Genomic DNA, 21,937 nt, shown 5'->3' on the forward strand with positions numbered 1-21,937 from the left:
CTTTCCTTTTAAAGCTCTACTTGATTAATTCAGCTAGATCAACTCAATAGCTAATTTTCTATTCAGGAAAAATGAATTACATAAATTAAAAAATTAATAGCTTAAAAGTCAATGGCTTGTTATTATATCTAGGTGAGTATTTAAATGTATTCAAAACAAAAAAGCCATCTCCTAAGAGATGGCATCAAAAGCATATACAATAAGATAAGGCTTATTCAGAAATTAAAATCGATACCCAAGACTGAATCCCCCATTCAATTCGATCGCAGTAAAACGATTGGCTGCAATCTCACTGAATTCACGACCCAAACTCAAATAAGGTCCAAAGGCGAAATGATTTGAAACTTCCCATTTGTATCCGGCACCTGCACCCAAGATAAAGGAAGTCAAATCAGTCGTTGAAACAGCTCCAGGAGCAGTAGATTCTTCAAGTTCACCGAATCGGATTTTTACGAACGGATAAATGTAAAATCTTCCAGAAGTACCCTTACCAAAGTAAAAATTTAAGCCCGTCTGGACGGAATTGGTTTTAAACTTTTTACCATCGTTTTCGGCATTAAATCCAAAACGATCATTGATCAAAAGTTGAAAATCTAACGAGTGAGACTCACTCAAAAAGCGCTCGTAGCCACCTTCGAATGATCCCAAAGCGAGTAGATTGGCAAAGTTGATTTTGACCTCATTGGAATACTGACCTAGAAATGGATTATTTGAACCAGAAGAGGAAGAAATTACTTGCTGAGAAAATCCTTGAGAAACGAGGATAAAAAGGAAAGCAGTAAAAAAGACTAGTTTTTTCATGTTAAATCAAGTTGGTTAATAAAAATCATTCAAGGATTACGCCAATTCCATTTTGAAATGGAGAATATCACATTCTTCAAACATTTCACCTACTTTTTCAAATCCAAAATGAGCATATAAGGAGACCGCATCAAGCTGAGCATGGAGGTATTTAATCTTTGCATGAGCTTCAGGATGACTGCCAATATCGTCCAAAACTGCTCGAACCAAGACCTTGCCTATCCCATTTCCTCTCGCTTCGCTGAGCACTGCAAATCGCTCTAATTTGATTCCCTTATCGGTAAACCTCCATCTTGCCGTTCCCACTGGAAGACCATCTTTCTTGGCCAAAAAATGGCTGGCTGTAGCATCAAACTGATCTTTTTCATCTTCAGAACTGACTCCTTGTTCCTCGACAAAAACCTTTGTTCGGATTTTAAAAGCTTCTTCTAATCCTTCCTTATCCGTTATTTTTTCGACCGAGAGATTCATTCCGATACTGCTCTTTTTCCTCCTGATTTTTCTCGTAAGCTTCAATGATGGCCTTCACGAGTTTGTGACGAATTACGTCTTTCCCACTGAGATTGACGATTCCGATTCCTTTGACATCTTTCAAAATTCGAAGTGCCTCGGACAAGCCTGATTTTTGTCTTACTGGTAAATCAACTTGAGTTTGGTCACCGGTAATTATCACTCTGGAATTAGGCCCCATCCGGGTCAAAAACATCTTTATTTGCTCGCTGGTGGTATTTTGAGCTTCATCCAGCAGAACGAAAGCATCATGGAGTGTCCGCCCACGCATGTAAGCCAATGGCGCAATCTCGATAACACGAGTTTCTTGGTAATACTTCAGTTTCTCGGGTGGCACCATATCAGCCAAAGCATCATAAATAGGTCTTAAATAGGGATCAAGCTTTTCTTGCAAATCCCCAGGTAAAAACCCTAAATTTTCACCTGCCTCTACGGCTGGTCTCGTAATGATAATTCGCTTGACCTCTCGATTTTTTAAGGCTCTTACGGCTAAAGCAACTGCGATATACGTCTTGCCTGTACCTGCGGGTCCCAAGGCGAACACCAAATCATTTTTCATCGCCGCCTCTACCAATTTTCGCTGGTTGGGAGATTTGGGTTTGATGACTAGCCCCTTGTTACCAAAAACAATTACCTGATCTCGATTGGCTTCCTCAAATGGAACGCCTTCGATATCCAAATAGTCTTTCACATTTTCCGGAGTCAAGTGACCAAACCGATCGAAGTGCTCTAAAAGCAAATTGATCAAATCATTGATTCGAAGAATTTCAGGAGCTCCACCTTGGATTCTAATTTCATTTCCTCGAGACACAATTTTACTCTGTGGAAATGCCTGGGCTATTTGCCGGATATTTTCATTGGCTGTGCCTAAAAATTCAGCCAGCGGAACATTTTCTAAGGTGATGACTTTTTCGACCAAACTTGTACGATGATTTAGGTTATCCTTGAAGGCTAAAGAATAAAATTTATATTTTTGTTCGCCCCCCTTCAAACAAAATTACACAATTTTAATAGACTTGCTTCTATGGCACTGGTGACCTTCCTCTCTGATTTTGGGGAAAAAGATTATTACGTACCGGCAGTAAAAGCCAAAATGCTCGCGATCAATCCGCAATTGATTATCGTTGACATTTCACATGCGATTAACACCTATGATTTAGAGCATGCAGCATTTTTACTTCGTGCCACTTTTCGGGATTTCCCAAAAGGGACTGTACACTTGGTAGGGATAAACACCACCGGAAGTATGACCCAAGGGTATATTGGGATTAAATTGGAAGACCATATTTTCATTGGTCCCAACAATGGCATATTCAGCCTACTGGCAGATCAAGATCCCGGCATAATCGTTCAATTCGCCGATATTCATGTGAAGGATTCCACTTTTCCTACACGAGACATCTTGGCCCCCATTGCAGCCAAAGTAGCCTCCGGGGCGGCTATCCATGATTTTGGAGGGCCATCTTCGAATTTTCGAAGGCTTATGGCCCGTCAAGCCAAAGCCACCAAGGAACAGATTATCGGTCATGTCATTCGGGTCGATCAATATGGCAACCTAATTACCAATATTCGGCGGGATGTATTTGAACGATTAAATCCGGGCACATTTTCCATTCAGTTTGGCCGGGAATCGCTCAGCAAACTGCAATTGGGATATGACCAAGTGGAAGCAGGTGATCCATTTGCTTTTTTTAACAGCATGGATTTGCTAGAAATAGGAATTAATCATGGACATGCAGGAGGCTTGCTTGGCTTGAAGCGTGATAGTGTCATTTATATCAACTTCGGAGTGTAATGCTGATTCGAATTGTTCGTATGACTTTTAAGCCTGAAAGTATTCCTGCATTTCTGGAAAATTTCGAGCAGCATAAAAAGATGATCCGGAATTTTGAGGGATGTCAGCATTTGGAGCTGTGGCAGGATGAAAATCAAAAAAATATTTTTGTGACCTACAGCCACTGGACTGATGAAAACACGCTCAATCAGTATCGTGATTCTGAGCTATTTAAATCCGTCTGGAGCTTTACAAAAGCCCTTTTCTCAGAAAAACCAATCGCTTTTAGCACAAAAAAATTACAAGAAGTGAGCCGAGCCTGTTGGAGGGAATAAAAAATGTTTTCATATTTGCAGCCCGTTCAGCAAGGAACGGAAGCAATAAAGTCTGATCTGATCAGACGCGTACCATGCCCAGGTGGCGGAATCGGTAGACGCGTTGGTCTCAAACACCAATGAGGTTACACTCGTGCCGGTTCGACTCCGGCCCTGGGTACAAAAAGCCCCTTCAGAAGTCATTTTGAAGGGGCTTTTGCTTTTTTGCCCCCTCGGTTTTCTGCTTGTAAAACTCAAATTCCCATTTTTTTCCTAATCTGTAATGGATTGAATCATCTGCCCAAAAACCAGTAAATCAAGACAGTTACCAAACATAAAACCAATGACAAAGGCTTCGCATATTTCCAGCTTGTCAGATTAAGGTGGCTACTCGGGAAATCCAATTTGGCTTTAGAAGGGAACTTTAAACTTACCGCGTACATAACTAGCATATTCAGGACAAATTCAATCCCCCATATGTGAATAAAGTGAAGATTGATTTGTAGTAGAAAAGTGGTAATCAAATAAAACCCGAGTCCTACGACCAATCCAGCTTTGGCACCTGAGGCAGATATTTTGGGCCAAAAGAAACCTGCTAACAAAACCGAAGCAATGGGAATAAAGAAAATCCCATTCAACTGCTGCATCAATTGATAAAGCCCTTCAGGAGCGTTTCCGACCATTGGAGCTATTGCTATCGAGGCCGCTGCTAATATCAAGGCACTAAATTTCCCAACGCTGACCAGCTGAAGATCGGTGGCCGAAGGGCGGATCATCTTCTTATATATATCCAAACTAAAAATGGTGGATGCAGAATTCAGCACTGAATTGAACGTACTCAGTACAGCACCCAAGACTACTGCAGCAAAGAACCCGATCATACTTGCAGGAAGTACTTTTTTGACCAAGATTGGATAAATCATATCCTGTTCTGCGAAATATTCTTGTCCGAAAAAGTAAAACCCAATCACCCCAGGCAGGACAATAATCAGCGGAATTAGAATTTTGAATATTCCGGTATACAAAAGTCCTTTTTGGGCTTCTGCGAGACTCTTTGCTCCAAAGGCACGCTGAATTATCGTCTGATTCATCCCCCAGAAATACAATTGATTGATCATCAATCCTGTAAACAAAGTACTAAAGGGCAAAACCGACTCTTCGGATCCAATCACATTGAATTTTTCTGGAATCCGATGATAAACTTGCGATAAGCCCACGGCAACATTTCCATCACCAATTTCCCAAAGTGCAAAGACGGGCACGGCAAGCCCTCCAATCACCAAACCAATAGCATTTAAAGTGTCAGAATATGCGACTGCTTTTAATCCCCCAAGGATTGCATAGACTGAACCAATGATTCCAATTCCAACCACGGAAATCCAAATTCCTTCTCCTTTACTTACCTGAAATAGACCTGATACATTAAAAATGCTTTCCAGATTAATCGCCCCGGTGTATAAAACAATCGGCAAAAGGGTCAGAACAAATGATAGCATCAAAAGTACTGATACGATGGTTTTGGTACTTTCATCATATCGATGCGCCAAATACTGAGGAATAGTCGCCAAACCCATCTTTAGATAAATGGGCAAAAAATAAAGTGCGGCAATAACCAAAGCTATCGCTGAAGTCACTTCCCAAGCGATGATGATCATTCCATTTTTATAAGCCGAACCATTCATGCCAATGAGGTGCTCCGTGGAAATATTGGTCAATATCATCGACCCAGCGATTACTCCTCCTGTCAAACTCCTTCCCCCTAAAAAATACCCATCACGAGACTTGAGGTTATCATTCCGTAGTTTAAACCAAGATAAAAAGGCCACAAATAAGGTAAATGCTACAAAGCTAAATGCAGTCCACATCGATTATTGGATAGTTGTGATTAGAAGAATGGGAATTAAAAAGGGGATGATTTTTATCATCCCCAAGACTATCAAGTTGATTAAAACCGGATGATAGAAGGTAAATATTTGGCAACCAAGTCCTCGTAATACGGCTTGAGTGCCTTCGCGTCTGGCGGCACAGGAACCTTTGAATACAAGTCGTATGGATTAAACTTATCTACCCATTTAAACATCTCCCGATCATGGGAATTAAGGAGATGATCATAGGCGTTTTCACGGTGCTGCGCATAAAAAGAATGATATCGAATCATGTATAAGGCTGGCTCTGGCAAGTAATCTTTAAACATCTGATAAAGATATTCATCGTGACCCCAAGACATTTTTACTTGATCCAGACCACATCCATGAGTATAGACTCCGTATTTTGTGTTATATCGCTCATCCTTTGCATCAGGATTGAGTTCAAAAAACTCCGGATATACAATGCGATCAGAATGCTTGCACCCAACCGGAAATGTATCTCCAACTACCGCCCACTGAGGTTCTCCAAACAAACAAAGGACTTTTCCCAAGTCATGAATAAACCCAGTTAAAACAAACCAATCCGGATGGCCATCGGCCCGAATAGCTTCGGAGGTTTGGAGCAAATGCTGAAGCTGATCCAAATTGGTATCAGGATCAGAATCATCCACGAGGGTATTCAGATAATCCACCGCATCCCAGAAGGGCATTTCCTTCTTTTCAAATTTCAAAAATTCCTTTTCCTTATCGACTACAAAGTCAAAGGTCTGATAGGTGTGATTTAGCTTATAAAATTCTCTGACTGTGTTTACTCGCTCCGAATCATGGTAATTCCGATAATCCTCTTTGGCTTTTGCCTGCTTTTCCTTGGGCTCTGGATAGCGGACTAGGAGATCATCTTCCCATTCTTCGATGGATTGAAGTGGAGCTTTTTCACTTTCTGACAAATTGGTTTTCATGGGTTTAGGGTTAATTCTGGAAGATATAAACAAATTCAAAAAAATCCAGCCTGAATAAAAAAAGCCTCCGAATTCGGAGGCTCTACTAATCCTATTTAAAATTTATCCATTCCCTCTCAAAATCTCCATTGGAGGTTGATTGATAATCCGCCGGCCATTGAGCCATCCCAGAATAATGGTCAACCCAGTGATCGCTAAGTAAATTACCCCACCTTCCTTCCAAGCAAGCGAAAAGTCCATCTCAAATACAAATTCACCTAATAAAAACGTCGCAAGGAAAGAAAGTATGATACCCGAAAGCGACGCCAAACTTCCGAGGAAGAAGTATTCCAGCGTATTGATGACCCCAACAATGGACGAGCTTGCACCTAGAGTCCGGAGCAAAATACTTTCTCGCATCCGCTGATATTTAGAGATGATAAGCGAACTGATCAGCACCAAAATCCCGGTAGCAATTGAGAAAAAGGCCATAAACTGGATCACAAAGCTGATTTTTCCCAAAATATCTTCCAGTGTTTCCACGATAGTCCCCAAATTAATTATTGAGATATTGGGAAATTCACGGACGATTTCTGACTGGACATCAGCAGCCTGACGGTCATTTTGAGTTTTGGTTATAATCACATGGAATTTGGGAGCTTGCTCCAAGACGCCATTGGGGAATAACACCAAGAAGTTGGTCGAAACTTGGTTAAACTTCACATCCCGAAAGCTCCCAATAAAAGTCTTGATGGGTCGCCCTTGGACATTAAAGATCAACTCATCCCCTATTTTCAATCCATTTCCTTCACCAAATCCTTTTTCCAAAGAAACAAAAACACTGTCTCCCCGTGCGCCTAAAGGAATTAATTCCCCAGAGGCAAGAGTTTCCGAGGAAATCAAAGTATCTCGGTAGGTCACCCGAAATTCTCGATTGTACAACCAGCGGCTGTAATTATCTTCATCTGGCAGGTCTTCATTTTCGCGCTTATCGATTCCATTGATTTCATTTAACTGCATGGTTACGATAGGCACTTCTTGAATGACTCGCATCTTTCGATCGGTCACCTTTGCTCTTACCTGATCCAATTGTGGCGTTTGAATATCAAACATCAGCATATTGGGCTGATCTTCCTTATCCGCAAATTTGGCCTCTTGGAGCAATTGATTTTGGAGAAAAAACAAAGTACTAATCATGGCTGTACCCAGGCCTATGGTTGCAATCAGAGAAATAGTTTGATTATTGGGTCGATACAAATTGGCTAATGCCTGTCTCCAAGGATAACTAAGCGAGATTGGTAAAAACTTCCTGACTAGCCACATGATTAACTTTCCAACTCCCCACAACGCTCCGAAAGCCACTAAAACGAAAGCGGTAAATCCCATTGCCCAGGTCACTTGCTTTAGGAGGAAATAGCTAAATCCGAAAATAAACAGCAGGATACCCACCATGACAACCCATCGAGCTGGATCTTTGAGCAGGGTGGAGTCAGCTGTCTCAGGCCGAAGAGTTGCCATCGGGGAAACATTTCGCACTTTCAACAATGGGAGCAAGGCAAACAATACAGAAACCAAAAGACCGGTCAGTAATCCAAAACCAATAGATTTCCATGAAATACCAACCGAAACTTCAACCGGAAGAAAATCTGAAAACACTGCCGGTAAGATAAATTGAAGTAAAGTCCCCAAAACCGATCCCAGAAGGGCTCCAAAAAGCCCCATCACGACGATTTCAAAAAGATAAATCATCAATACGTCCCGAGAAGCGACACCCAAGCATCGCAAAACTGCCACCGAAGCAAGTTTTTCTTTTACAAACACATTAACCGCTGAAGCCACACCCACGCAACCCAACAACAAAGCAATAAATGCCACCAAACTTAAAAAGTTGGACAGGTTGGCAAATGACCGGCCGGTGCTTTGTTTTCGATCTTCTACCGTATCTGCATCTACGCGGTCCATTTCCCACTGATCTTCAAACGGCTTGATCAGCGCTTCCACGTCAATACCAGCAGCAAACTGGAGGTAGCGATTATACTCCACTCGACTTCCATATTGGACTAAGCCTGTCTCCTCCAAGTAAGCCATAGGAATATAAACTGCAGGAGCAACGGTTGCAGTAATGCCTGTTTGCCCAGGTACTTTTTGAAGCTCGCCAACAATTTGAAACATGACTGCTCCTACTTTGATCGAATCTCCCACTTCAGCATTAAACTGCGCCATCAAGGTCTTTTCCACCAGGGCTTTTTTGCCTCCACTTCTAAAAATGGCATCACCTTCTACAGGAATGGTTTCGAGCTTTCCATAAAAAGGGAAATTCCCTTCCAAGGCACGCACCTGAGTAAGTCGGCTTGCATCCCTCTTTGGAAAAGCGACCATAGAGGCAAAATTGACCTCAGAGGCCAATTCAATCGCTACAGAATCCAAAGGTTGATCTCCGAGAGGCTTGTTGTTTTCAAGAACCAAGTCTGCACCGAGGAGCTCCTTGGCCTGATCATCAATATCTTTGACTAGGTTTTCGCCAAAACTGCTAATGGCAACCAGCGCTGCGATTCCAACTACGATGGAGGAAACGAAAAGCAAAAGTCGGGATAGATTTTTTCGAAAATCCCGAAGAGCCATTTTTAATATCCATCCAAAATCAGGCATGGTCATCCTCCTGTATTTTTCCACCTTTAATATGAATGATTCGTTGGGTTTTCCCCGCCAAATCCAAGTCATGGGTCACTAAAACCAAGGTAGTCCCCTGTTCTTTATTTAAGTCAAAAATCAATTTTTCAATCATTTCTCCCGTTTCGGTATCGAGATTTCCGGTTGGCTCGTCAGCAAAAAGAATTTTGGGCTCATTGGCAAAAGCTCGAGCAATAGAAACCCGCTGCTGCTCCCCTCCCGATAGCTGAGTTGGATAATGAGTGGCACGATCTTTCAAGCCTACTTTTTCAAGAAGCTCCAGTGCCTTGCCTTTAGCATCTTTTCTTTTTTTCAGTTCTAAGGGCACCATTACGTTTTCCAAGGCAGTTAGCGTAGGGAGTAGCTGAAAATTTTGAAAAATGAATCCGACATCTTTGTTTCGGACTGCCGCACGTTGGTCCTCATTTAGTTTTTCAAGGGCTTGTCCATTTAAAATTACGGATCCGGAAGATCCAGAATCCAAACCTGCGCAAAGTCCAAGAAGGGTAGTTTTCCCACTACCAGAGGGGCCTACAATCGAGATCGTCTCTCCTGCTTGAATATCAAAGGTGACATTTCCAAGGACTGTCAATTTTCGACTGCCACTTTGATAGGTTTTACTTAGATTTTGAATGGATAATATGCTCATGAAATGGGGTAGTTAATGGAGGCAAAAATTTCAAACGCTTTCGAATAGACTTTGTTAATCTTCTAACTCGAATCGAATTTTAGAAGTTAAAGAAAAGAAATTTGTCCTTGCCAAACCAAGCCGGCTCGACAGAAGCTCCCTTTTGCTCGACAAACGCAGAAAAAGCGGTTTTTAACTTCTAGATTTGCCATATCTCCAAAAAACTCAAACCATTTCAATAGATTTCTCTTATTTAAGAATTGGTAAACTTTATGAAAATGTCAATCAAGGCCCTTGCAATCAGTTTTAGTGTGCTCTCTACGGTGTTTCTTTTTTCGTGCAGAGAAAATTCAGCAAAAAAAACAGAGGAGCAGACCATCACTTCTTCTCCATCCCAAAGTTATCCTGAAAAGACGATTTTATTCTTTGGAAACAGCCTTACTGCTGGCTATGGCATTGATCCGGAAGACGCCTTTGCAGGACTGGTTCAGAAGAGACTGGACAGTTTGGGCAAAGCCTACAAAGTAATCAACGGAGGATTGAGTGGGGAAACCACAGCTGGGGGCTTGAGTCGTCTGGATTGGTTTCTGGAAGAAGAGCCTTATTTGTTCATATTGGAACTCGGGGGAAATGACGGCTTGAGAGGTATTCAACTCAGCGAGACAAAATCAAATTTACTGTCGATCATCGATAAGGTGAAAAGTAAATATCCAAACACCAAAATCATCTTGGCGGGAATGCAGATTCCACCAAATATGGGTCAAGAATACACGGATGAGTTCAAGGCGATTTATCCCGCGGTGGCAAAGGAAAAAGAGGTAACCCTTATCCCATTTTTACTGGAAGGAGTAGCCGGCAATCCAGAATTGAATTTGCCTGATGGAATCCATCCCACTGAAGCCGGACATCAAATTGTGTTTGAAACGATTTGGCCCTATTTGGAAATAATGCTCGATTAATCAATTAAAGCCCATTCCAAGCATCATTTTCACGGACAGGCTTGCAGGGATTTCCAAAAGCGATCATTCCATCTGGAATATCTTTGGTGACCACACTCCCCGCACCGATCAAACAACGACGTCCTATTTTCACATTGTTGGAAATCACTGCTCCAGAACCAATTACGGTACCTTCGCCAACCTCAACAAATCCAGACAATACTGCTCCGGGATTGATACATACAAAATCCCCAATTTTCGAATGGTGACCGATCGAGGCAGATCTTTTAATAGTCACCCCGAATCCAAGTTCAGCTAAGGATGAAATGACTACCATGGGTTCTACAAAGGCTCCTGCTCCCAAGACGGCAGAAGGTGCCACATAAGCTTGTGAATGGATCAATGATAGATATGAGCTGGAATCTAATCCGTATCTAGTTAAAAAGTGTCTGTAAATAATGGCTTTTGCGGGACAATTATGCACACCAAACTGAACTGGATAACCTTTTATAGCTTCTAAAGATATATCCAGCTCATTCACATGGACCACTTGAAAAGATCCTTTAGGATAAGAAATATCCGGCAAGTCCAAATTTTTAACCACCAAGAAATTCTTAATTCCAAAAGTTTCAAAAGCCTGGTCAATCAATATCGGAACGCCCCCATTACTATGCCCTAATAAGATTAATTTTTCCATCCTTTATAAATTTTGGTAGCTGGTAATATTTAATTATTCGCAAGATACCTCTTCAATTGGTACCCGAGAGAACGCAAAAAATGAACTGGGTCCTTGTGCAAATAATAAAACAAAAGCCAGTTAATCCGAATCATGTGAAGGTGATTCTGCTTAGAGGTATTCGACCGATAAATTCCAGATGGATTTAAAACATAGCAGGAAGTAACCTCAGGCAAATAAATCGTACACCCTCTCATTCTATAAAATGTAAAAACGAGCATATCCATAAAGGATGACCTTTTCAAAACAGGATTGGCAAGAAAAACTTTCATCTCATTCCTAACCATCCAGCTGCTGATATGTCCCAAGTAATTTTTACGCTTCATTTCTTGGGTTGAAAACACTGTAAATCGATCTGGAAGACCAGGCGGATAACCAGTTTTGTCTCCTTCAATCCAAGTATTAGTGATACAGATACTAGCCTCTGGATAGGCTTCGAGGGCATTTACTTGGAGCTGCAATTTATTTTCATTCACCCAATGATCATCTCCATCACAAAAGCAAACATACTTTCCTCTAGCTGCTCCATAAAGCCCTAAGTGATTGAATTTCCCAATCCATTTCCCCTTTCGGGACTTTTTTTCCTGACTATCTCGGAGAAATAATCGAATAAAGTCTGGATATTTTTCCGCATAATGAATACATAATTCTCTCGTCCCATCTGTACTCACGTCTTCCCCTATAAGAATTTCATAATCAAAAGAGGTTTTCTGCTGCAGAATACTTTGCAGGCATTTCTCGATGAATTTGAAATGCTGAAAAGTAGCTACACAGACAGACACCAAGGGGACTTTCAGATTAACTGGCTTTGAATCCCCTAAATATTCCATACGTGGTTTAATACATTTTGAGAATTGACACTCCCACGTTTTTGATTATAAAATCCAAGAGCTCCTAGCTCTGCCGGAGGAAAATATTCTCTTCCATTCAACTCAATCAGCTGGTGTACACGCTTAAGCAATTCGAAATTCGTACAAAGTCTACTTTTTTGGGAATCCCACCAGAGGTTATCTTCTATTCCAACACGGACCCCAAATCCGAATGCAATTGCTAAGGCATTTGCCTTAAGTTGAAATTCACCCAAGCCTCCAAGAGACACAAAGTGATCCTTTGGGATTTCACCGAGTGCCGTAGCGATTGAGGATAATTCAGCTTGAAAGCCAGCGATATTTCCAAACAGGAAGTTCCAATAATAAGGCCCCTGAATAATTCCTTTTTTGATCAAGTATTTACCCACATTGATCATCCCAAGATCAAAGCATTCGAGCTCAGGAACCACGCCAAATTCTTTCATTTTTTCAGCCAAGCCAATGATCATGTCAGGACTGTTGACCGACGCTTGTTGTAAAAAATTGAGTGACGACAAGGTTAATGAACACATATCAGGCTGAAGCTCTATCACCTCAGATCGTTTTTCAAATTCATTAAAATTTCTTCCCGAACTGCTACCACAGATAATCAAATCAGGACAATGCTTCTTTACTCCTTCAAAAATTTCACGATATACGTTCTTTTGATAGGTTGGCTCTCCATTTGAAAGCCTAGCGTGTAAGTGGGCTATTGTGATGCCTAATTCATACGCTTGGTGCGTCTGTTCTATAATTTCTTGAGGTGAAATAGGGACATGGGGTGTTTGAGACTTTTGAGGAACCATCCCAGTGGGACAGAAATTTATGATTACTTTATTTTTCATACTTAGGAGTGATAAACTTTGGTAGGTGATTTGACCAAATTAAAAATGAATTTTTATCCTACCCAATCCCAAGACAACCTTTCGAACCTTTCTGCAGAAATCTATCGCTTTCAACTTTTCATAATGAAGAATTTTACTCTATATTTTCAACTTCATTAAAATTTTTAAAAATGAGCTTTCAAATCAAAGAAACTCCAGACAGCTATGATGTAATCATTGTAGGCTCTGGTGCAGGAGGAGGAATGGCATCCAAAATCCTATCCGAAGCAGGTCTTTCTGTGGCCGTAGTGGAAGCAGGTGGGGATTTTGATCCAGCCAAGGAGGAGGATCGAACCCAACTCAGACCACCATGGGAATCTCCGAGAAGAGGTGCTGGTACTCGCATCCGTCCTTTTGGGGATTTCGATCAGGCCATTGGGGGGTGGGACATCGATGGTGAACCCTACACACGTAAGGATGGAACTCAATTTGATTGGTTCCGCTCTCGAATGGTCGGGGGACGAACCAACCATTGGGGACGAATTTCGCTTCGTTTCGGCCCGAATGATTTCAAGCGAGCCAGCATTGACGGTTTGGGAGACGATTGGCCTATCGGATATGAGGATTTGAAACCTTACTATGATCGAGTTGATAAATTAATCGGCGTTTTTGGATCCAAAGAGGGCATTTTTAATGAACCAGACGGGTTTTTCCTTCCGCCTCCGAAACCTCGACTTCACGAACTTTATATCAAACGGGGCGCAGATAAAGCCAATATCCCGATGATACCGGGAAGACTTTCTATGCTGACCCGTCCGATCAACAATGAACGGGGGGTATGCTTTTTCTGTAACCAGTGTAATCGTGCGTGCCAAGCTTATGCAGATTTCTCCGCTGGAACTTGCTTGGTTCACCCTGCGATGAAAAAAGGAAAAGTGGATCTTTTCACTTATTCGATGGTGAGAAAAGTAACCACCGACGATACCGGCAAGGCAACCGGTGTTTCCTTCGTGTCTAAAGTGGACATGAAAGAATACAAACTCAAGTCTCGAGTGGTCGTCTTGGGAGCGTCTGCCTGTGAATCTTCCCGTATTCTGATGAATTCCAAATCCAAAGTTCATCCCAATGGAATTGGTGCAGACTCGGGTGTTTTAGGTCGATATCTTCACGATTCTACCGGTGCAGACCGAATGGGTATCATGCCAGACCTCATCGACCGAGAGCGGTACAATGAAGATGGTGTCGGCGGAATGCACATGTACACCCCTTGGTGGATGGATAATAAAAAACTGGATTTTGCCCGAGGATACCATATCGAATATTGGGGCGGCATGGGCCAACCTTCCTATGGAGCAGGAAACGGAATGGATTCACTGCGCAAATACCTTAAAGATGAATTTGGAAATCCAAGTCCTAATGGTGGCTATGGTGAAGGTCTGAAAAAAGACATCCGAAGAATTTACGGTTCTACGTTGGGAATGTCCGGCCGGGGAGAAAGTATCCCACAATACAGCAACTATTGCGAAATCGATCCAAACGTTGTAGACAAATACGGAATCCCTGTCCTACGATTCCATTACAAGTGGACCGAACAGGAGATCAAGCAAGCGAAGCATATGCAGGACACCTTTGAGGAAATCCTGACCAATGCTGGAGCTATCCTTTTAGGAAATAAGCCAGGTCCAGAAACTATGTATGGACTTGCTGCTCCCGGTAGAATCATCCATGAAGTAGGAACTACCCGAATGGGCAATGATCGCAAATCCTCTGTGGTAAACTCCAATTGTCAAGTGCATGACTGTAAAAACGTATTCGTAGTCGATGCAGGGCCTTTTGTCTCTCAAGCGGACAAAAACCCAACTTGGACCATTCTCGCACTTTCTTGGAGAACCTCAGATTACATCGTAGACCAGTTAAAACAAAAAAACATCTAAGCCATGAATAGAAGAGAAAACCTCAAATTGCTCTTTACCGGCTCAGTCGGTGCGGGCTTGTTGTTGACCGGATGCGAACCTGAACAGGTAGCGGTACAAGGCCAGGTATTCACTGGAGGCACTCCGGGTGGCAGAACTGAAGAAGAAAAAGCAAGGGATGCCAAATTGCTTTCGGAGACTTTTTTCACGGAGGAGGAAATGAAAAAGCTGAACACGCTGGTAGATATCATCATGCCTGCGGATTCAGAGTCGCCTTCTGCGACTGATCTGAAAGTACCAGATTTCATCGAGTTTATGATGAAAGATCAGACCGGAATGCAAACCCCAATGAGAGGTGGATTGATGTGGCTAGACTTTGAGGCTGATGAGTTGTTTGGCAAAAAATTCAATGAACTCAGCCAAGAAGAAGTCATGCAAATTGTGGACTTAGTTGCTTGGCCAGAGAAAGCCACCGAAGCCTATTCTGGAGGAGTGCGTTGGTTCAATATGCTTCGTAATTTGACCTGCTCAGGTTATTTTTCAACTGAGGCAGGATGGAAATACATGGGTTACATGGGAAATCAAGCCAATGTTTGGGATGGAGTGCCGAAGCCTGTTTTAGAAAAACACGGTGTTTCCAATCCTGAAAAATATCTAAGCATCTACCTGAAGCCTGAAGAGCGCGGCAAGGTAGCCGAATGGGATGAAGAAGGAAATCTAATCGGTTAAACTCCCATCACTTTTGAATTAAAATCCACGGTCTAAAAACCGTGGATTTTTTTATTCGTACTAACTTCGTCCCAATTAAAACCCAGATTATGAATTTTTGCCTTTTTCCTAAAAACACACTAAATGTCCTCTTTGCTACCATTTTGCTCATAGCAAGCGGCTGTTCTAAAAATGTCACCATGACCCGACTGGTACCCGCTCCAGTCACTGTACCTAGCCATGTACAGAAAATAGTTTTGGTAGATCGAACCAAGCCTCAAAGCGAAGGCCTGGCCATTATAGAAGGGATCATCACCGGTGAGCTCCCATTTGAGGTTCGCAATGCCGTACAAGCCACCCTCTCCTCCCTTCAAATGAGTCTCAATTCCTCCCCGAGATTTCAAATCGTGAGAGCCACCGAGCGCCTTCCGGGTGGAATTTTCGGACAGATGTTTCCCAATCCTCTGGATTGGTACACGGTGGAGCAACTTGCCAATCGATACGATGCGGATGCGGTCTTGACCTTGGAAAATTTCAGCTCAGATTTCGTAGTTACGGATCAACAGCGCTTAATCAAAAAGACAGTGACTGAAGGAAAAACCTCCCGACAAATCGAGGTTCAGGGCTGGTATGTGGAAGGCGTAGCCAATGTCAGTGCAGGATTCCGTCTATATGACCCTAAAGATCGGAATATTGTAGATCAGCAGCGATTTGAGAAGAAAAATCTCTGGTCAGCAGAGGGAGAAACCAAAGCACAAGCTTTGGCGCTTTTGATCACTAAAGCCGACGCTGCAAGAGCAGTGGGAGAAATGGCAGGTGCAGGTTATGCCAGCAAAATTGCTCCGATGTATGCAGAGATCAACCGCGGCTTTTTCCCAAAATCCAAAACCGATCCGGCAGTGGCTCAAGGGGCCCGGCTCGCTGAAGTAGATCAATGGGAGCAGGCAATCCAAACTTGGCAAGCGGCCTTGCCAGGAGCTGATGAGGAAAGCGGGGGAATGCTGGCTTACAACATCGCGGTAGGCTATGAAGTATTGGGGGCTTTGGAACTCGCAAAGGAGTGGGCAGGCCGTGCTTACACGGATTTTGGACTTAAAAAAGGTAGAACCTATACCCGAACTTTGAACGGCCTGCTACAGCAACAGGCCCTACTCGATCAGCAGATGGAAAGAGAAAGCCGTCTAGATCAAGATTAATTTACTTTGGAAAATTGAATAGAGAGGGAATCAATATGGAATTCCATTGACGATCACCTCCCAAATCCTGCTTTATCCACTCGCGGGGAAGGTCATCTGACTTTCCCCGCGATTGTTTATATTCCATCCTGAACAAAGAAAACCACATGCAAAAATCCACCTACCTTATTTTGGCTGCTGCAGGATTGATTTCCTTCAGTACACTCGCCCAAGACATCAAGCCCACCTCAGAAAAAGGGTTTCAGGAATCGATAGAAAAGCACAAATCAATGCTTGCGTCCTCCCCTCTTAAGGAATTTAAAGCCCGAAATGTAGGTCCTACCAATATGTCAGGCCGAATCGTTGACATCGAAGTTGCTAACAACCAAAATACGTTTTACGTGGCTGCAGCTTCAGGAGGAGTCTGGAAAACGGAGGACAACGGACAGTCATTTACCCCAATTTTTGATCATCAGGGTGCGCTTGGAATGGGCGCGATAGCACTTTCCCCTTCGGACAATAACGTACTCTGGGTCGGCACAGGTGAAGACAACTCCAGCCGATCCACATACGCAGGAAGTGGAGTCTATAAATCTACTGACGGAGGAAAATCCTGGGAACACATGGGACTTATCCATTCCCAGCACATTGGTCAAATTTTGATTCATCCTACCAATCCGAATGTGGTCTGGGTGGGTTCTATGGGTGGACTTTATTCCAAAAACAAAGAGCGAGGAATCTTCAAAACTACCGATGGAGGAAAGACTTGGAAAAAGGTTTTAAATATCGATGACAACACTGGCATCATCGACATGCAGCTCCATCCTACCAATCCAGATATCCTTTTAGCTGCAAGTTGGGAGCGATTCAGACAAGCCCATGACTTTATCGGAAATGGAAAAGGTTCGGCGATCTGGAGATCCGAAGACGGAGGGAATACTTGGAAGAAAGCCGTTGAAGGCTTCCCTCAGGATGAATTTGTGGGACGAATTGGATTTGACTTTTCGAAAAGCAATCCCAATGTAGTCTATGCCCTCCTCGATAATCAGGGTAAATCCGATAAACCTGCGCCAGAACCCAGAAGACGCGGTAATCAACAGCAGGAAGAGAATCCACTGAAGCTCGAGGATTTTAAGGAAATGAGCCTAGACCAAGCTTTGGCTTTAGAAGACAAGCGCTTGGAGACTTTCCTACGCAGAAATCAATTTTCAACCAAGTACACACCAACCGAACTTAAGCGTCAGCTCAAAACTGGAAAAATTACCACTAACCAGATCGCTAACTACCTAGGAGGGGCTGTCGACGCGAATGCTGCGATGTTTGGAGCACCGATCAAAGGTGCAGAGGTCTATCGGTCAGAAGATTCCGGCAAAACCTGGAAACTAGTATCAGAATCAGATATCCGTCAACTTTACAATACCTATGGTTATTATTTTGGCGAAATCCGGGTCAGTACTTCTGACGAAAATGAAGTATTCGTTTTAGGAGTCCCATTGATGGTATCGCGAGATGGAGGAAAAAACTTTGCTTCAACAGATTCAATAGGAGACCCACATTCTGATCACCAATCCATGTGGATCAATCCAAACGACAGTAAGCATATATTGCTTGGAAATGACGGAGGCTTGTACCGAAGCTACGGAGGAGGCTCGAGATGGGATCATTTAAACACACAAATGCCAATTTCTCAATTCTACTCCATCATGGTAGATAACGCTACTCCCTACAACATTTACGGCGGAATGCAGGATAACGGAGTTTGGTACGGAAAATCCACCAATAAACCAGAAGATCGATGGGAGCCACTATTTGGTGGTGATGGAATGGTCGTAGCGGTAGACACCCGAAACAACGACATTGTTTATACGGGCTCTCAATTTGGCAACTATGCTAGAATCAATAAAGCAACAGGTGAAAGACGTCGAATTACCCCAGGTCACGATATCGGAAATGCACCTAATCGCTGGAATTGGAGAACACCGGCCGAACTTAGCTACCACAATCAGGACATTGTATATATGGGTTCGCAATATGTCTATCAATCCCTCGATCAAGGCAATACTTGGACTACCATTTCACCTGACTTGACCAAAAACCAAAAGAGCGGAAATGTTCCTTTTGCAACACTTACGGTAGTAGAAGAATCACCTTTAGAATTTGGGACACTATACGCAGGAACTGATGATGGCAATGTCTGGATCACCCGAAACAATGGAGGAAATTGGGCAAGCCTCAATGCCGGATTACCGCAAGATCGATGGGTGAGCAGTATTTCTCCTTCCAAATTCAAAGAGGGTAGAGTCTATATCACCTTGAATGGCTACCGATATGATGAATTTAACACCTATGTGTACATGAGTGAGGATTATGGCAAAACTTGGGTATCCATCAAATCCAATCTCCCTGAAGAAGCGGCCAACATTATCATCGAAGATCCAAAAATGCCTAACATTCTTTATTTAGGAACAGACCATGGATTGTATGTAAGTATTGATGAAGGAAAAAACTGGACTCTTTTTCAAGGGGAAATTCCAAATGTAGCCATCTATGACATGGTCATCCAAGAGCGTGAAAACCATCTGGTAATCGGTACTCACGGTCGAAGTGTCTATGTCGTCGATCTCAAGCAAATCCACGATTGGGCTAATCCAAGCCCAAAAGTGATGGAAAAATAAGTTAACCGCTTGAACCAAAAAAGCCCTCTGAATGTCGAATTCAGAGGGCTTTTTTTGCTACAGTAGTTGTTAGAAAATTTTAAATCCAACAGAGAGGACCCATTGGTTGATTCGGTTGTCGGTCTGGAAGCTACTGATATTGTCTGTCCATTTACTCAAGCCTCCTTCATACTTAGCATCTACAGATAAGTTTCCCAAATCAAGCCCAAGACCAGCCTGATAACCCAAGGTAGCCTCCTTAAATTTTGCCTCTCCTAAGGTGTTCCCTGCATCTTTGAGCTTAGAGTCAATATTCAAACTTGCGATAGGTCCCGCTTGAAGTCTAAAAATTTTAAAAAAACGAACCCCCATCATCACTGGAATATCCAATCGGTTGAATTCAGCGCTTATCTGATTTTGGTCACTCAAAAACTTGCCTGAAGTCTGGGTAAACAAAACTTCTGGTTGGACAAAAAAGCCTGCGCCACCAATTCTCCCATAAACACCTAAATGATAGCCAGTTTGTGCGCCTTGAGGAACGAATTGATTACTTTTAAAGTCTAGTTCGGTACTACTTAAACCTGCTTTGATTCCAAAGCCACTATTTTGAGAATAAGCCAAAGAGACCATCCCAAAAATCAAGAAAGCGGAGAAGATTAGTTTTTTCATGGTGAAGAATTTTGTTTAGCTTTCCTCACCCTAGGCAATTCCTTTGCCAAGTTTTACGCAACAGCTAGTCGAGCTAAATCTACTAATTGATAAAAGTCTTGCGTCTTTGAAACGAGATGATGGAAATCATCGCTTACTTCTTTACGGAATTTTTCAAGGTCTCCAGAAGTAAAGCCTATCACAGGAATTTGTGAAATATGATGGCTTTCCTTGATATAGGACACTAACTCTATCCCATTCATTTCAGGCATAATGATATCCGTTAGAATCACCTGAAAACTGGAGTCTATCTCCAAAATACGTAGCGCTTCTTTCCCATTTTTAGCAACACATACATCAGCAAAATGTTGCTCAAAAATCCTTTTCAAGATCATTAAATGGATAGAATCATCGTCTACAAGGAGAACCTTCATTTTTTTATGAAAAACTTTTTCAAGTATATGAATTACTTTTTTAATATCAAAACCTGCAAATGCTAGGGCTAAACCTATTCATAAAAAAAGCTGCTTAGAATAAATCCTAAGCAGCTTACTTTAAGTATCTGATTTAAGTTTTTACGCAGCTTGAGGAGCTCCAAAAAGACCAATCATATTAAGGATCAATAGAATAATAATAATTGGACAAACCCACTTGATAAAGAATATCCAACCCGTGCGAAGTCCACCTTTAAACCCTGGAGCTCCTAAGGCTAATTCATCTGCATAGTCAGAGATTTTTTGAGCCCAACCTGTATATAAGGCCAGCATCAAACAAATAAGAATTACAGCAAATGTTCCAAAGATGAAGTCCATTGCTCCGAAGAATCCAACTAGTTCATTGCTTAAGAAATTGAAGCGGATTTCTGCAAAGAAATTCCCTTCGATAGAAGAAAGAGCTGAAGGAATAGACAAGATCATTGCTGCTATGCCTACTGTCCAAGTTGCTTTTTTACGATTCCACTTACGATCATCAATCAAATAAGCAACTGGAACTTCAAGCATTGAAATCGTAGACGTTAATGCCGCCACCATCAATAGAATGAAGAACAATCCTCCAATAATATTACCTCCTGGCATGGCATCAAAAACCTTTGGAAGCACATCAAAAACCAATGCTGGACCTGCTGCTGGATCTTTACCTGGCAACAAAGCAAATAATGCAGGGAATACCATCAGACCACCTAATAAGGCAACGGCTGTGTCCATACCCGCAATCCAGCCAGAAGACTGGATAATGTTAGATTTTTTATCCAAATAGGAACCAAACGTAATCATCAATCCCCATCCTACAGACATGGAGAAAAATGCCTGTCCTAGAGCTTGTAGAATTACAGTTCCATTAATTTTTGAAAAGTCAGGATTTAAATAATAATCAATCCCAGCGCTAGCTCCTTCTAAGGTTACTGATCGTCCAGCAATGAATAAGATAATTATGAACAATACAGGCATCAAAAACTTAGCTGCCTTTTCAATTCCACCTGACACACCACCTAATACGATTAGGATAGTCATCAAAATAAAAATGAAAGTAAGTGGGATTACATAAAGTGGAGTCTGAACAAACTCCTCAAAATCAATCGGAATATTGATTATTTCTGTAAAAATATAGCCTACAGTCCAGCCTGCGATTACAGAATAATAGCTGAATACGAAAAAGCAGACCATCACGCAAAGTACCCCGGCCAACTGCCAGAATTTATTACCTCCTGTATCACGGATGGCGCCAATTGGGTTCTTTCCTGATCTTCTTCCTAGTGCAATCTCATTGAATAATAGTGGAAGTCCCACCAACAACACACAAAGAATGTAGACAAAGACGAACGCTCCGCCTCCGTTTTCTCCGGTCAAATAGGGGAATCTCCAAATATTTCCGAGTCCGACGGCAGAACCTGCTGCTGCCATAATAAAGCCAAGACTGGATCCAAACTGACCTCTTTCGTCAGTATTAGCGCTTGCTGCCATAGATAATGCTAAAGTTAAATTGAGGGTAT

At 42.3% G+C, this 21,937-nt stretch carries 20 protein-coding genes and 1 tRNA gene; 8 read left to right on the forward strand and 13 right to left on the reverse strand.

All coding sequences use genetic code 11. From position 1 onward, the window contains the following. Window positions 1-222: 222 nt before the first annotated feature. From AO498_RS16245 to AO498_RS16255, 3 genes are read right to left on the reverse strand one after another with little or no spacing between them, the layout of a single operon-like run. Entirely contained in the window at window positions 223-801 is a 579-nt protein-coding gene (locus AO498_RS16245) for a DUF3575 domain-containing protein (protein ID WP_067549932.1), read from the reverse strand. A 36-nt stretch (window positions 802-837) separates the two neighbouring features. Further along, the gene (locus AO498_RS16250) at window positions 838-1,272 is read right to left on the reverse strand and encodes a GNAT family N-acetyltransferase (protein ID WP_067549934.1); all 435 of its coding nucleotides are present in this window, start codon (window positions 1,270-1,272) and stop codon (window positions 838-840) included. Beyond that, window positions 1,241-2,230, reverse strand: a complete 990-nt coding sequence (locus AO498_RS16255; RefSeq protein WP_067550595.1) for a PhoH family protein — start codon at window positions 2,228-2,230, stop codon at window positions 1,241-1,243. The genes AO498_RS16250 and AO498_RS16255 overlap by 32 nt, the downstream gene beginning before the upstream one ends. 105 nt (window positions 2,231-2,335) lie before the next feature. Here AO498_RS16255 and AO498_RS16260 point away from each other — a divergent pair, with 105 nt between their 5' ends. From AO498_RS16260 to AO498_RS16270, 3 genes are all read left to right on the forward strand, one after another. Further along, window positions 2,336-3,106 carry an SAM hydrolase/SAM-dependent halogenase family protein gene (locus AO498_RS16260; RefSeq protein WP_067549936.1) on the forward strand — a complete coding sequence of 257 codons (771 nt, stop codon included), beginning with the start codon at window positions 2,336-2,338 and terminating at the stop codon, window positions 3,104-3,106. Beyond that, a complete protein-coding gene (locus AO498_RS16265; protein WP_067549939.1) occupies window positions 3,106-3,420 on the forward strand; it encodes a putative quinol monooxygenase in 315 nt (104 codons plus the stop codon). The genes AO498_RS16260 and AO498_RS16265 overlap by 1 nt, the downstream gene beginning before the upstream one ends. Before the next feature lie 76 nt (window positions 3,421-3,496). Then, window positions 3,497-3,580: transfer RNA gene (locus AO498_RS16270), tRNA-Leu, on the forward strand. 112 nt (window positions 3,581-3,692) lie between these two features. Here AO498_RS16270 and AO498_RS16275 read toward each other — a convergent pair. The 4 genes from AO498_RS16275 to AO498_RS16290 form a co-directional block, all read right to left on the reverse strand. Beyond that, window positions 3,693-5,264 (reverse strand): solute:sodium symporter family transporter, encoded by a 1,572-nt coding sequence (locus tag AO498_RS16275; RefSeq protein WP_067549941.1) that lies wholly within the window; start codon window positions 5,262-5,264, stop codon window positions 3,693-3,695. Between the two features lie 80 nt (window positions 5,265-5,344). Continuing rightward, window positions 5,345-6,226, reverse strand: a complete 882-nt coding sequence (locus AO498_RS16280; RefSeq protein ID WP_067549943.1) for an inositol oxygenase family protein — start codon at window positions 6,224-6,226, stop codon at window positions 5,345-5,347. Window positions 6,227-6,328: 102 nt separating this feature from the next. Further along, the gene (locus AO498_RS16285; protein WP_067549944.1) at window positions 6,329-8,854 is read right to left on the reverse strand and encodes an ABC transporter permease; all 2,526 of its coding nucleotides are present in this window, start codon (window positions 8,852-8,854) and stop codon (window positions 6,329-6,331) included. Continuing rightward, window positions 8,847-9,524: an ABC transporter ATP-binding protein gene (locus AO498_RS16290; protein ID WP_067549947.1), complete on the reverse strand. Its 678-nt coding sequence runs from the start codon at window positions 9,522-9,524 to the stop codon at window positions 8,847-8,849. Before AO498_RS16290 ends, AO498_RS16285 begins: the two co-directional genes overlap by 8 nt. A gap of 251 nt (window positions 9,525-9,775) precedes the next feature. Between AO498_RS16290 and AO498_RS16295 the strand changes: the two genes are divergently transcribed. Then, the gene (locus tag AO498_RS16295) at window positions 9,776-10,462 is read left to right on the forward strand and encodes an arylesterase (protein ID WP_067549949.1); all 687 of its coding nucleotides are present in this window, start codon (window positions 9,776-9,778) and stop codon (window positions 10,460-10,462) included. A 4-nt stretch (window positions 10,463-10,466) separates the two neighbouring features. Here the strand turns inward: AO498_RS16295 and AO498_RS17340 are convergent, their stop codons facing one another. From AO498_RS17340 to AO498_RS16310, 3 genes are read right to left on the reverse strand one after another with little or no spacing between them, the layout of a single operon-like run. Beyond that, window positions 10,467-11,138 carry an acetyltransferase gene (locus AO498_RS17340; protein WP_067549951.1) on the reverse strand — a complete coding sequence of 224 codons (672 nt, stop codon included), beginning with the start codon at window positions 11,136-11,138 and terminating at the stop codon, window positions 10,467-10,469. A 29-nt stretch (window positions 11,139-11,167) separates the two neighbouring features. Next, window positions 11,168-12,007 carry a glycosyltransferase gene (locus AO498_RS16305; protein WP_067549953.1) on the reverse strand — a complete coding sequence of 280 codons (840 nt, stop codon included), beginning with the start codon at window positions 12,005-12,007 and terminating at the stop codon, window positions 11,168-11,170. After that, window positions 11,995-12,870 (reverse strand): beta-keto acid cleavage family enzyme, encoded by an 876-nt coding sequence (locus AO498_RS16310; protein WP_067549955.1) that lies wholly within the window; start codon window positions 12,868-12,870, stop codon window positions 11,995-11,997. The genes AO498_RS16305 and AO498_RS16310 overlap by 13 nt, the downstream gene beginning before the upstream one ends. 170 nt (window positions 12,871-13,040) lie before the next feature. On the opposite strand from AO498_RS16310, the gene AO498_RS16315 reads away from it, so the two are divergent. The 4 genes from AO498_RS16315 to AO498_RS16330 all read left to right on the forward strand — a co-directional run bounded on the left by AO498_RS16315 (window position 13,041) and on the right by AO498_RS16330 (window position 19,320). Then, the gene (locus AO498_RS16315; protein WP_067549957.1) at window positions 13,041-14,783 is read left to right on the forward strand and encodes a GMC oxidoreductase; all 1,743 of its coding nucleotides are present in this window, start codon (window positions 13,041-13,043) and stop codon (window positions 14,781-14,783) included. 3 nt (window positions 14,784-14,786) lie between these two features. Then, entirely contained in the window at window positions 14,787-15,491 is a 705-nt protein-coding gene (locus AO498_RS16320; protein WP_067549959.1) for a gluconate 2-dehydrogenase subunit 3 family protein, read from the forward strand. A 179-nt stretch (window positions 15,492-15,670) separates the two neighbouring features. Continuing rightward, window positions 15,671-16,666 (forward strand): DUF6340 family protein, encoded by a 996-nt coding sequence (locus AO498_RS16325; RefSeq protein ID WP_067550597.1) that lies wholly within the window; start codon window positions 15,671-15,673, stop codon window positions 16,664-16,666. 146 nt (window positions 16,667-16,812) lie between these two features. Next, entirely contained in the window at window positions 16,813-19,320 is a 2,508-nt protein-coding gene (locus tag AO498_RS16330; protein ID WP_067549960.1) for a WD40/YVTN/BNR-like repeat-containing protein, read from the forward strand. Between the two features lie 69 nt (window positions 19,321-19,389). Here the strand turns inward: AO498_RS16330 and AO498_RS16335 are convergent, their stop codons facing one another. The 3 genes from AO498_RS16335 to AO498_RS16345 all read right to left on the reverse strand — a co-directional run bounded on the left by AO498_RS16335 (window position 19,390) and on the right by AO498_RS16345 (window position 21,908). Continuing rightward, window positions 19,390-19,968: an outer membrane beta-barrel protein gene (locus AO498_RS16335; protein ID WP_067549963.1), complete on the reverse strand. Its 579-nt coding sequence runs from the start codon at window positions 19,966-19,968 to the stop codon at window positions 19,390-19,392. 53 nt (window positions 19,969-20,021) lie between these two features. Further along, entirely contained in the window at window positions 20,022-20,381 is a 360-nt protein-coding gene (locus AO498_RS16340) for a response regulator (RefSeq protein WP_067549965.1), read from the reverse strand. Between the two features lie 141 nt (window positions 20,382-20,522). After that, entirely contained in the window at window positions 20,523-21,908 is a 1,386-nt protein-coding gene (locus AO498_RS16345; RefSeq protein WP_067549967.1) for a sodium-dependent transporter, read from the reverse strand. Window positions 21,909-21,937: the final 29 nt, after the last annotated feature.

It is taken from the genome of Algoriphagus sanaruensis (genome assembly GCF_001593605.1).
Taxonomy (GTDB): domain Bacteria; phylum Bacteroidota; class Bacteroidia; order Cytophagales; family Cyclobacteriaceae; genus Algoriphagus; species Algoriphagus sanaruensis.

Bases quoted from the DNA above. Each gene is read 5' to 3' on its own strand.
- AO498_RS16260 (WP_067549936.1), top strand. From the start codon at position 2,336: ATGGCACTGGTGACCTTCCTCTCTGATTTTGGGGAAAAAGATTATTAC.
- AO498_RS16310 (WP_067549955.1), bottom strand. From the start codon at position 12,870: ATGAAAAATAAAGTAATCATAAATTTCTGTCCCACTGGGATGGTTCCT.
- AO498_RS16345 (WP_067549967.1), bottom strand. From the start codon at position 21,908: ATGGCAGCAAGCGCTAATACTGACGAAAGAGGTCAGTTTGGATCCAGT.
- AO498_RS16265 (WP_067549939.1), top strand. From the start codon at position 3,106: ATGCTGATTCGAATTGTTCGTATGACTTTTAAGCCTGAAAGTATTCCT.
- AO498_RS16325 (WP_067550597.1), top strand. From the start codon at position 15,671: ATGACCCGACTGGTACCCGCTCCAGTCACTGTACCTAGCCATGTACAG.
- AO498_RS16320 (WP_067549959.1), top strand. From the start codon at position 14,787: ATGAATAGAAGAGAAAACCTCAAATTGCTCTTTACCGGCTCAGTCGGT.
- AO498_RS16245 (WP_067549932.1), bottom strand. From the start codon at position 801: ATGAAAAAACTAGTCTTTTTTACTGCTTTCCTTTTTATCCTCGTTTCT.
- AO498_RS16335 (WP_067549963.1), bottom strand. From the start codon at position 19,968: ATGAAAAAACTAATCTTCTCCGCTTTCTTGATTTTTGGGATGGTCTCT.
- AO498_RS16275 (WP_067549941.1), bottom strand. From the start codon at position 5,264: ATGTGGACTGCATTTAGCTTTGTAGCATTTACCTTATTTGTGGCCTTT.
- AO498_RS16330 (WP_067549960.1), top strand. From the start codon at position 16,813: ATGCAAAAATCCACCTACCTTATTTTGGCTGCTGCAGGATTGATTTCC.
- AO498_RS16295 (WP_067549949.1), top strand. From the start codon at position 9,776: ATGAAAATGTCAATCAAGGCCCTTGCAATCAGTTTTAGTGTGCTCTCT.
- AO498_RS17340 (WP_067549951.1), bottom strand. From the start codon at position 11,138: ATGGAAAAATTAATCTTATTAGGGCATAGTAATGGGGGCGTTCCGATA.
- AO498_RS16315 (WP_067549957.1), top strand. From the start codon at position 13,041: ATGAGCTTTCAAATCAAAGAAACTCCAGACAGCTATGATGTAATCATT.
- AO498_RS16280 (WP_067549943.1), bottom strand. From the start codon at position 6,226: ATGAAAACCAATTTGTCAGAAAGTGAAAAAGCTCCACTTCAATCCATC.
- AO498_RS16290 (WP_067549947.1), bottom strand. From the start codon at position 9,524: ATGAGCATATTATCCATTCAAAATCTAAGTAAAACCTATCAAAGTGGC.
- AO498_RS16340 (WP_067549965.1), bottom strand. From the start codon at position 20,381: ATGAAGGTTCTCCTTGTAGACGATGATTCTATCCATTTAATGATCTTG.
- AO498_RS16285 (WP_067549944.1), bottom strand. From the start codon at position 8,854: ATGCCTGATTTTGGATGGATATTAAAAATGGCTCTTCGGGATTTTCGA.
- AO498_RS16305 (WP_067549953.1), bottom strand. From the start codon at position 12,007: ATGGAATATTTAGGGGATTCAAAGCCAGTTAATCTGAAAGTCCCCTTG.
- AO498_RS16250 (WP_067549934.1), bottom strand. From the start codon at position 1,272: ATGAATCTCTCGGTCGAAAAAATAACGGATAAGGAAGGATTAGAAGAA.